Below are 10,337 nucleotides of genomic sequence, written 5' to 3'. Positions count from 1 at the left end.
CCATGGTATCCGCCGGCAGAACCAACTTCCCCAGGCGGGCTCGCCGCCGCCAATCCGACAGCTGATGTGCGACCAAGCCGTGACGCCGGGCAATATCCACGACCCGCACGCCAGGCTGAAAACTCTCAGCCACGATCCGGGCCTTCGCTTCATCCGGCCAACGCCGATATCCACGCGTCCGCTGCACAACCTCAATGCAGCCATCAAATCCGTCCCCGCCGTCAGACACTGCAATCTCCTTCTGAAACATCAAAAGGAAACTCGCTCCTCCACCAGCGCAGCGGAACCCTGGAAATCAATGGGACGGGGACGGCGCTTACGGAAGGACTGCTGATGCGCATGCTGAAGCCCTAGTAAGGCGGCTGAAAGACAGGGGTCGGTATCGGCGTGGTGTGCCCGGCGACCGTTCAGGTCAGTTCCAGAACACAGCTGCGAATGTGCCGACCCGGGCCGCGAGTGCAACCGCCACCAGACCAGGCACGACCCTAAGGGCGAAAGCCCAGCCACCGCTGGTCGCGGCCATGACGATCTTTGACAGGGTGTTCGATGTCAGGGCCGCAAGGATCGGAAGCACAGCGTCTTGCGGCGTGACCTTTCCCGATGCCACCAGCGTCGCCACCGAAATCGCAGCCGCATGGGTATCGACCAGTCCCGCAACCACCGCCGCAAGCAGGACGCCTGCGCCGCCGAACCGCTCTTGCAGGCCCGCCGAGACGACAAGGATCACCGCAAGGATCGAGCCTAAGGCCAGCGCAGTCTTCAGGCTGAAGACGCCGCCACTCTGCGCCGCATCACTTCCCGAATTGCGCCCGGCCAACAGCGTGAAGGCCGCTCCATATGCCACAGCAGTTCCCCCGGCCAGAAGCAAAGGCCCTGACAGGCTGAACAGGGTGGGCATGCTGGTGGCTGCAACGACCAGTGCCATCTGAGCAATGGTGGCGACGGTCGACAATACGGCCCCTGCGACACAGGCCGCCAACAGGTCTTTGGATTTCATCGCCCGCGATCCCATCGCGCCGATGGTCGCCGTGCTGGAGATGATTCCCGAAATGGCCCCGGTGAGCGGCAATCCGAAACGGGCGCCGAACAGGCGCACCGCGACATAGCCCGCCGCGCTGATGGCCATCACGATCACGATCCAGATCGAGTGCGGACTGAGCGCCAGGTAAGGACCCATCTGGCGGTTCGGTACCAAAGGCAGAACGACAAGTGTCGCCGCAGCAAAGAGCAGTGCGTCGTCCAGTTCGTCCTTGGAAATAACACTGATGACAAGGTTGTGCAGCCAAGCTTTTGCATACAAAAGCACGGTCACCGCCACGGCAATTGCGGCGGCCACCTGAGGCGAGTGCATGCACATGCCACCCAGTAGGGCCGTCAGGACAAGAACGATTTCCGTGGTCAGGCCCGGATCATGATCCTGTGAGCGCCAGTACGACACTGCGACCATAACCGCGACGCTGCCGGTCACGACGGCAAGCAGCCCTGCGCCCCCGAGGGCGAATGCGACAGCCCCTGAAATCGAGGTGATGGGGAACGTCCGGATGCCTGCCGGGGACCGCGCCGGACCTATCCCCTTGCGTCGCTCTCTTTCCGCACCAATGAGAGCACCGACTCCGACGGCACTGACGAGATTCAGAATGGGCGGGTCAAGGAACAGCGCAGTCTCCCTGTAAATCGAACGGGTCTTTGTCCAGGATCAATGCATAGACCGCCTGTCGTGTGAGCGTATTGACGTGGATCACCCGATCGTCGCCGTTGACTTCAGCTAACCTTTCTCGATGCGCGCAGTCTGCGTGTGAGAGACCGTAACCTGCATCAACTCGACGGTTTCGGTGTGGGGCTATCATCGACCAACCGTTCACAGGAAGTCATGTTGCCAGAATATGCCCCACCCCAAAAGCTGAAGCGTTCGTTGACGCTTTTGCTCGCCGTGCTCTATGGCCTTAGCGTGACGATCGGCGCTGGTATCTATGTGCCGGTGGGGATCGCTGCGGGCCGAAGCGGCATGCACGCGCCGCTGGCCTTCGTTTTTGCAGCCTTGGTCATGTCGTTCAGCGCCGCGTCCTTCGCGGAACTTGGGACGCGCATACCCGTCAGCGCCAGTGAAGCCGCCTATGTCGAACAAGCCTTCAACCGGCCATGGCTCAGTCTGACCATGGGGTTGCTGGTCGTGCTGACTGCGACAATCTCGGCGGCCACGATCAGCGTTGGCAGCGCGGGATATCTGGGCGTATTTGTCGATCTGTCACCCCAGTGGATCATCACGCTTGTCGTGCTGTCGATGGGGCTGGTGGCTTGCCTTTCCACGCGCCAGTCTGTCATCATAGCGGGCATCATGACGCTGGTCGAACTTGGCGGGCTTGTGCTGATCATCGCCGCCGGGTTCGCGGCGGGCCGCGGGGTCGTGAGCCGCTTGCCAGAGATCCTGCCAGAACCCGGCGACATTGCGGTCTGGGTCGGGCTTTCGGGAACGACGCTCATCGTGGTGTTCGCCTTCATCGGGTTCGAGCATCTGATCAATGTCGCTGAGGAGACGAAGAACCCCTCGCGCACCCTGCCATGGGCGCTGTTCCTGACGCTTGGTCTGACGACGCTCGTCTATGCACTGCTGGTCTGGGTGGCGGTCGTTGCCGTGCCACCGGAAGAACTTGCCACCTCCAGTGCCCATTGGCGCTGGTATTTGAACGGCTGACGGGGATGCCGCTGAAAACCATGAGCCAGATCGCCATCATCGCAACGCTGAACGGCATCATCGTGCATGTCATCATGATCTCACGCGTGCTTTACGGGCTGGCCAACCAAGGCAACCTTCCCAAGGTACTGACGCATCTGAATGCCAGAACCGGTACGCCGCTGCTGGCCACCGCGATTGGCGTGGCAACAATCCTGGCTTTGGCGCTCGCGGTCCCGCTGGCCGGCTTGGCTGATCTGACGGCCCGGTTCACCCTCGTGACATTTGCGATCATCAACATCACCCTGATCCGCATCAAATCCCCGGAAACCGCCCCGCCCGCGCAGGCATTTGTCTGTCCGGGGTGGGTGCCCGTTGCGGGCCTCGTCTCGAGCATTGGGTTGCTTTTGCTGGATCTGGTGGTCCGGTGAGCAGATGAAACCAGCGCCCCGACCCCCCCGCAGCCGTCGTTTCGAACGCCTGGCGCTTGCCGTCGCCAGTGTTGCAGGCTTTCTGCTGTGCGCACTTATCGCCTGGCCTTTCCTCGGTGCCATCACTTGGGCGCTCACGCTGGCAATCCTGTTCGCGCCGCTACATGAAAAGGTCGAAAAGTTCGTCAGGCACCCGAATATCGCCGCCTTGCTGTCGACGGCCATGGTGATTGTCGTCGTGGTCGTTCCTGCGGCTTTCGTGGTTGAACGCCTCATCACGGAAGCCACGTCTGGTATCCAATCCCTTCAGGCGCGCGTGGAGGGCGGCGAGCTTCAGGCCCTACTCGACAGCTATCCTGCCCTTGCACCCTTTGGCACCTGGATTGATCGGCAATTCGATTTGACGTCGTTGATGTTCGCGATTGCGACCTGGCTCAGCAACCTCGGGGCGACTTTCGTCAAGGGGTCGTTGCTGCAAGTGGTCGAGGTGTTCATCACCTTCTACCTCCTGTTCTATTTCCTGCGGGACAGGCTGGCTGCCAGGACCACGATCATCGCCTGGCTCCCGCTCACAAAACCAGAGACTGAACAACTGCTGCGACGTGTGGCCGAAACAGTCCACGCTACAGTCTACGGAACGCTTGCCGTCGCCGCTGTTCAAGGCACCTTGGGCGGCTTGATGTTCTGGGCGCTCGGTCTGCCCACGCCCCTTCTTTGGGGTCTGGTGATGGGGCTGTTGTCGATCGTGCCAGTCCTGGGGGCCTTCATCGTCTGGATACCGGCAGCGATCCTCCTCCTTCTGGAGGGAAGTTGGGTACGCGGGTTAATCCTCGCAGCTTGGGGCGGGCTTGTGGTCGGCAGCATCGACAACGTGCTGCGTCCGATGCTCGTCGGCAACCGCTTGCGGCTGCATACCATCCCCGCGTTCATTTCGATCGTCGGCGGCCTTTTGCTGTTTGGCGCGCCGGGATTCATTCTCGGCCCCTTGGCTGCGACGATGACGATGCTGGTACTGGAGTACTGGACGCGCCAGGAGGCATTGACCCAGACTCGCGATTGAGATGTTTGCATGGAGCAGAATTGGGAAACCCAAAGGGTTTAGACAACGCATTGACGAAGATAGGTTTTTCACCGCGCATGAACGCCAGTTGGTCAGAGAAGGTTCGACGGCAGTCGCGTTCTCTCCGCTAATTCACGCAATCAGAGATGGCGGAATTGCAGCGGAAGTCTATCGTTCGATAGCGCGCCATGTCTGCATCGTGCGGCTTTGCCGACGAATTGGCTGACATCCTCGCTGACCCGCGACCTGTTGCCCGGCCATTGGATACAGCGCATGACACTCGTGCAGCGCAACGGTGTGTGTGACCGCGTCCGCAAGGTTCCGGTCCCGGCATGTGAAAAGCCGCGTGCAGGTCTGGCTGATCGTTGCTTCCCGGCGGAATACGCGCGCCGTGACGCTTTCACCGTGCCTGTTCAGGTCGGCTGCAAGGTGAAGCCGCCCTGACAGCAGGTTGCTGCGAATGGTACGTCACATGGGAACGCCATAGGTGCACAACCCCCAGTGGACTCATCCTATATGGTGGTTGTCGGAAATCCGCCGCAAATCCCGACCTTGCCGGGTGTGATTGCGGTTGTTACGTCTGTGATATGATTACCAACAAGACGAAGTATGCGCTGAAGGCGCTGATGGTGCTGGCGGACGAGAAGTCGGCGGGCGGGTCGGCGTTCACGATCGAGGAGATCGCCGAGAAGTCGTCGGCGCCGAAGCGGTTTCTGGAGCACATCCTGCTCGACCTGAAGCGGGCGGGACTGATCGGCAGCAAGCGGGGTCGGCACGGCGGCTACGTGCTGATCAAGGCGTCGCGCGCGATCTCTCTGGCCGAGGTGCTGCGACTCATCGACGGGCCGCTGGCGCCGCTGCCCTGCCTGTCCCGGCATGCCTATCAGCCCTGCGAGGACTGCGCCGACGAGGCGACATGCCGGGTCAGGGCGGTCTTCGGCGGGTTGTTCGCGACTTATATCCTGATGATGGAATCACTGACGATCGCCGATTTGCAGCGTGATTCCAGCCCGTTGGAGCGTTTTGCACAGTCGGAGGCGGTTGCCGGAGAATAGGATTCTCCAATCACGATCAAAAGCGCCGTTATTTTGCTGTTGTAAAAGACGATTAACCCTGTCGTTATTAGCGTGTAAGGGCCGGCCGGAGACGGTCCGCCACGCAACACGCCGCCGGTTACCGGCGGCAGGACAGGGAACGATCATGGACCGCATCACGACGACCGATCCGACAAAGGCGAAAGCTGCACGGCCTCTGCGCCGGACCCTGACCGGCCTGATGGCCGCCACGGCGGCGCTGGCCCTCACCACTGGCACGCCCGGCGGACTGCAAGCGCAGGAAGCGGTGGAGATCCTGAACGTCTCTTACGATCCGACGCGGGAGTTCTACCGGGAATACAATGATCTCTTCAACGCATGGTGGACCGCGCAGGGCAATCCGGCGGTGACGGTCAGCCAGTCGCACGGCGGGTCCGGCAGTCAGGCGCGGGCTGTCATCGACGGGCTGGAGGCGACCGTCGTCACGCTGGCGCTGTCCGGCGACATCGACACGATTGCCGGGATGACGGACAAGCTACCCGCCGACTGGCAGTCGCGGCTGGACCACAACTCCTCGCCCTACACCTCGACCATCGTGTTCCTGGTGCGCGACGGCAACCCCAAGGGATTGTCCGACTGGAGCGACCTGACCGCCGAGGGCGTGCAGGTCATCACGCCGAACCCCAAGACCTCCGGCGGGGCGCGCTGGAACTTCCTCGCGGCATGGGGCTGGGCGCTGCAGGAATACGGCGGCGACGAAGAACAGGCCAAGGCCTATGTCACCGACCTCTTCGCCAACGTGCCGGTGCTGGACAGTGGCGCACGCGGATCTACCACGACATTCGCAGAGCGCGGCATCGGCGACGTGCTGCTGGCATGGGAGAATGAGGCGCATCTGGCGCTGCAGGAACAGGGCGAGGACGCCTTCGACATCGTGGTTCCCAGCGTGTCGATCCTGGCGGAACCGCCGGTGGCGCTGATCGACGGCAACATCACGTCGGATGCGCAGCGCGCGGCGGCAGAGGCGTATCTGGAGCATCTCTACTCGCCGGAGGCGCAGGCGCTGGCACTGAAGAACTTCTACCGCGCGTGGGACACGTCTGCCGCGGCACCCGAGGACATCGCACGCCTGCCGGATCTCGAGTTGCTGACCATCGCCGACTTCGGCGGCTGGGCCACCGCACAGCCCGCGTTCTTCGGCGACGGCGGCATCTTCGACCAGATCTACGAGGAGTGAGCGCGATGCGGTCGCTGTCACTGCGCGCCCCCTCCGCCATGCCCGGCTTCGGGATCAGCTTCGGCATCCTGATGGCGGTGCTGTCGGTGGTGGTTCTGCTGCCCATCGCGGCCCTGCTGGGGCGCGGGCTGCTGATCGGCCCCGCCGATCTGTGGGACATGGTCAATTCCCGCCGGATCGGCAACGCGCTGGTGCTGTCGTTCCGGGCGGCCCTTGTGGCGGCGCTGTTCAACCTCGTGTTCGGGCTGGCGCTGGCCTGGGTGCTGGTGCGCTACGAGTTCTGGGGCAAGCGGGTGATCGACGCCGCCGTCGATCTGCCCTTCGCGCTGCCGACTGCCGTGGCGGGCATCGCGCTGACCACGCTCTATGCGCCCAGCGGCGTGTTCGGTCAGGCCTTGGCGCCGTTCGGTATCCAGGTCGCCTATACGGAACTCGGCATCTGGACCGCGCTGATCTTCGTGGGCCTGCCCTTCGTGGTGCGCACGGTGCAGCCGGTGATCGCCGAACTCGACGCGGAGGTCGAGGAGGTCAGCGCCACGCTGGGGGCAGGGCGGGCGCATACCCTGCGCCGGGTCGTCCTGCCGACGCTGACGCCCGCGCTGCTGACGGGCTTCGCGCTCGCCCTTGCGCGGTCGGTGGGGGAATATGGGTCGGTCATCTTCATCGCGGGCAACATCCCCAACCTGACCGAGATCGCGCCCCTGCTGATCGTGATCCGACTCGAGGAATACGACTACGACGCCGCAGCGGCCATCGGCATCGCCATGCTGTTCATCTCGTTCGCGATGCTGCTGGCCATCAACCTTATCCAGATCTGGAGCAGACGGAGGATCGGTCTTGTCTGATTATCTTGCACATGACGCCACATCGCGCGGGTCCGCATGGTCCCGGCGCCCATCCAGCCCGGCATCGGGCTCTTACGCGCCGACAGGCGATCTGCTTGGCTGCGTCACCGGATCGTCGGTGGCAGCGGGCGCGGTGATCGCCGGGGCGGGGTGGCCTGCCGTCGTCGCGGCGGGTCTGGTGGCGGCCGTGGTGGCCTGGCTGGTCGCTGGGGCGCTGACGGCCCTGCACCGCGCACAGGCCGTGATCAGCCGCGATGCGGTGCAACCACCCCGCAGCTATGTCCACCGTCAGGCCGGCCACGGCTATGCGGTCCATGCCTATGCGGTGCACGGTCTGGGCCACGGGCGGTTGCGCCATGACTGACGCGACCCTGACCCACGCCACGCCCCAAGGCACATCGGTCACGACCGAACCGCGCCTCTTTCGCTGGCTGCTGACCGGCACCGTGCTGGCGCTGATGGCGGTGCTGCTCTTCGCGCCGCTGCTTGTGGTCTTCGTCGAAGCGCTCGGCGACGGGATCGCGGTGGCGCTGCAATCGCTGGCGATGCCCGACGCCCGGTCGGCTATTCTGCTGACGCTGACCGTCGCCGTCATCGCGGTCCCGCTCAATGCCATCGCGGGCATCGCCGCCGCCTGGGCGATCACCAAGTTCGAGTTTCGCGGCAAGGCGTTCCTGATCACGCTGATCGACCTGCCGTTCTCGGTCTCTCCCGTCGTGGCTGGGCTGGCGCTGGTGCTGCTGTTCGGGGCGAACTCCACCTTCGGCGCGTGGCTGGTGGCGAACGACATGAGAATCGTCTTCGCCTTTCCGGGCATCGTGCTGGCCACGATGTTCGTGACCTTCCCCTTCGTCGCGCGCGAGCTGATCCCCGTGATGATCGAACAGGGCCGGGCCGAGGAGGAGGCCGCCCTGACGCTGGGGGCGGGGGGCTGGCGCGTGTTCCTGACCGTGACGCTGCCCAACATCCGCTGGGCGCTGCTCTATGGCGTGCTGCTGTGCAACGCCCGCGCGATGGGAGAGTTCGGGGCCGTCGCCGTCATTTCTGGCAAGATCCGGGGCGAGACGACGACCATGCCCATCATGATCGAAATGCTCTACAACGAATACCTCTCGGTCGCGGCCTTCGCCCTCGCTGCCGTGCTGGCGCTCCTGGCGCTGCTTACGCTGGTGCTCAAATCCCTGCTCGAATGGCGCCACGCAGGCCTGCTGGCCGCGACGCGCCGTCACTGATCAAACGCGGCATCCGCCGTCCCTGACCCCTGATCCCGGAGATCATCATGCATATCGAGATCGACGCCATCGCCAAATCCTTTGGCGGCACCGACGCCCTGCACCCGGTGTCGCTGGCGATCCCGTCGGGCGCGCTGATCGCGCTACTGGGCCCGTCGGGGTCCGGCAAGACCACGCTGCTGCGCATCCTCGGCGGGCTGGAGTTTCCGACTGCGGGCCGCGTGCTGTTCGACGGCGCGGACGCCATGGGGCTGAGCGTGCAGGCGCGCCGCGCGGGCTTCGTGTTCCAGCACTACGCCCTGTTCCGGCACATGACCGTGTTCGAGAACATCGCCTACGGCCTGCGCGCCCGCCCCCGCAGGACCCGCCCGCCAGAGGCCGAGATCGCGCGCCGCGTGACCAAGCTTCTGGATCTGATCCAGCTGCCCGACATCGGCGACCGCTATACCAGCCAGCTGTCCGGCGGGCAGCGGCAGCGCGTGGCACTGGCCCGCGCGCTGGCGATCGAGCCGCGCATGCTGCTGCTGGACGAGCCATTTGGCGCGCTGGACGCCAAGGTGCGCAAGGAACTGCGGCAAGGCCTGCGCGACATTCACGACACAACGGGGCTGACCACCGTCTTCGTCACCCACGATCAGGAGGAGGCGCTGGCGCTGGCCGATCTGGTCGTCGTCATGTCCATGGGCCGCATCGAACAGGTCGGCCGCCCCGCCGACATCCGCGCCAAACCCGCCAGCACCTTCGTGCGCGACTTCATGGCAACGTGATGCGCGGGGCGGACCAGCACACGGCCGCAGCCCACCTCGCTGCCCCGCCGGTTGCGCCGCCGGGTCCGCCCTCGATCCGGCTGCGCGTCGCCCTCCGGCTGACGACCGCCCCACCGCGCCGCAGGCTGGCGCAGGCGGTTCCGGCGCGCACGAGATCTGCCGTCGATCTGGCGGTGGAGGATGCCGTGCCGCAAGGCTGGCGGATCAGCGGCGCCGGACCGACGTGGGACGGCATCTGGCAGAGCTATCCCGACACACAGACGTCATGTGCCGATCAGCTCGGCGATGACCCTCATGGATGCAGCCATGTGGTCGCGCATCTGCAGATGTGCCTGATCGCCGTCGCGCGCCAGCACCGCCTTCAGGATCGCGCGGTGTTCGGTCTGCGATGACGTGACCCGGTCGGCGCGCGCCCGGAACTGCGCGCCGCGCCACGGCATCGTGCGGTTCTTCAGATCGGCCAGCAGGTTCGACAGCATCCCGTTGTGCGCGCCCAGCTGCAGGGCCTCGTGAAACCGTGCATTGGCCTGTTCATAGTCGATGCCGGGCCGTTCGCTGTCCGAGACGATCTCGCGCAGGGCATGACGTTCGATCTCCGTCATCCGCAACGCGGCAAGGCGGGCCATCAGCGCCTCCAGCTCGCCTAGCGCCTCGAAGAGGTCGTGCAACTCAGCCTGACCCATGCGCCGCACGACAAACGTCCGGCGCGGTCCGCGTTCGGTCAACCCTTCGTTCGCAAGCCGTTGCAAGGCTTCGCGCACAGGCGTGCGGGAGAGACCGAATGCGGCGGCCAGCGATTGTTCCCCAAGCGAATCGCCCGGCCGGAGATCGCCGTCGACGATCCGGTTCAGCACGCTGTCGTATATCTGATCCGCCGTTCTTTTAGTCATTCACGTCCCTACGCGTATAATTGTGCATCGGATCTAATGTCTTGTATACAAGTCGCCGCTAGATGCTTGTGATTGTATACAAGTCAGACTGTCCTGAGGCCAGCACAGAGCCTGCACCGGGTGCGGAATGTGCGACATACCGGCGGGTCGCCTGATCCGCTTTCGAGATT

13 protein-coding genes are annotated in these 10,337 nt (G+C 64.3%); 10 read left to right on the top strand and 3 right to left on the bottom strand.

Annotation, left to right across the window (positions count from 1 at the left end; all coding sequences use genetic code 11):
* Both BMX16_RS06025 and BMX16_RS06020 read right to left on the bottom strand, forming a co-directional pair.
* A partial coding sequence (locus BMX16_RS06025; RefSeq protein WP_143058001.1) for a transposase occupies positions 1-250 on the bottom strand: 250 nt, incomplete at its 3' end.
* Between the two features lie 162 nt (positions 251-412).
* Complete coding sequence (locus BMX16_RS06020) at positions 413-1,636, bottom strand: MgtC/SapB family protein (protein ID WP_245731377.1); 1,224 nt, start codon at positions 1,634-1,636, stop codon at positions 413-415.
* 234 nt (positions 1,637-1,870) lie between these two features.
* Between BMX16_RS06020 and BMX16_RS06015 the strand changes: the two genes are divergently transcribed.
* The 10 genes from BMX16_RS06015 (at position 1,871) to BMX16_RS05980 (ending at position 9,277) form a co-directional block, all read left to right on the top strand.
* Positions 1,871-2,692, top strand: coding sequence for an APC family permease (locus tag BMX16_RS06015; protein WP_218139836.1), 822 nt, complete (start codon positions 1,871-1,873; stop codon positions 2,690-2,692).
* A gap of 5 nt (positions 2,693-2,697) precedes the next feature.
* Complete coding sequence (locus BMX16_RS18190) at positions 2,698-3,102, top strand: amino acid permease (protein ID WP_218139835.1); 405 nt, start codon at positions 2,698-2,700, stop codon at positions 3,100-3,102.
* 4 nt (positions 3,103-3,106) lie between these two features.
* Positions 3,107-4,162 carry an AI-2E family transporter gene (locus BMX16_RS06010; RefSeq protein WP_089900219.1) on the top strand — a complete coding sequence of 352 codons (1,056 nt, stop codon included), beginning with the start codon at positions 3,107-3,109 and terminating at the stop codon, positions 4,160-4,162.
* A gap of 273 nt (positions 4,163-4,435) precedes the next feature.
* Complete coding sequence (locus tag BMX16_RS17585) at positions 4,436-4,606, top strand: hypothetical protein (protein ID WP_177174579.1); 171 nt, start codon at positions 4,436-4,438, stop codon at positions 4,604-4,606.
* A gap of 143 nt (positions 4,607-4,749) precedes the next feature.
* On the top strand, positions 4,750-5,217 hold the full coding sequence (locus tag BMX16_RS06005; protein WP_089900215.1) for an RrF2 family transcriptional regulator: 468 nt from the start codon (positions 4,750-4,752) through the stop codon (positions 5,215-5,217).
* 220 nt (positions 5,218-5,437) lie between these two features.
* Positions 5,438-6,433, top strand: a complete 996-nt coding sequence (locus BMX16_RS06000) for a sulfate ABC transporter substrate-binding protein (protein WP_177174580.1) — start codon at positions 5,438-5,440, stop codon at positions 6,431-6,433.
* A gap of 5 nt (positions 6,434-6,438) precedes the next feature.
* Positions 6,439-7,278 carry a sulfate ABC transporter permease subunit CysT gene (gene cysT / locus BMX16_RS05995; protein WP_089900209.1) on the top strand — a complete coding sequence of 280 codons (840 nt, stop codon included), beginning with the start codon at positions 6,439-6,441 and terminating at the stop codon, positions 7,276-7,278.
* Positions 7,271-7,642: a hypothetical protein gene (locus BMX16_RS05990; RefSeq protein ID WP_143058000.1), complete on the top strand. Its 372-nt coding sequence runs from the start codon at positions 7,271-7,273 to the stop codon at positions 7,640-7,642. Before cysT ends, BMX16_RS05990 begins: the two co-directional genes overlap by 8 nt.
* Positions 7,635-8,510 carry a sulfate ABC transporter permease subunit CysW gene (cysW, locus tag BMX16_RS05985; protein ID WP_089900202.1) on the top strand — a complete coding sequence of 292 codons (876 nt, stop codon included), beginning with the start codon at positions 7,635-7,637 and terminating at the stop codon, positions 8,508-8,510. The genes BMX16_RS05990 and cysW overlap by 8 nt, the downstream gene beginning before the upstream one ends.
* 47 nt (positions 8,511-8,557) lie before the next feature.
* Positions 8,558-9,277, top strand: a complete 720-nt coding sequence (locus tag BMX16_RS05980) for a sulfate/molybdate ABC transporter ATP-binding protein (RefSeq protein WP_089900199.1) — start codon at positions 8,558-8,560, stop codon at positions 9,275-9,277.
* 263 nt (positions 9,278-9,540) lie between these two features.
* On the opposite strand, the gene BMX16_RS05975 is transcribed toward BMX16_RS05980, so the two are convergent.
* Entirely contained in the window at positions 9,541-10,167 is a 627-nt protein-coding gene (locus BMX16_RS05975) for a GntR family transcriptional regulator (RefSeq protein ID WP_089900196.1), read from the bottom strand.
* Between the last annotated feature and the right edge of the window lie 170 nt (positions 10,168-10,337).

Origin of the sequence: Loktanella fryxellensis (genome assembly GCF_900110065.1) — a bacterium.
Lineage (GTDB): Bacteria > Pseudomonadota > Alphaproteobacteria > Rhodobacterales > Rhodobacteraceae > Loktanella > Loktanella fryxellensis.
Note: the sequence above shows the minus strand (reverse complement) of the source record. Positions and strands in the feature narration are given on the sequence as shown.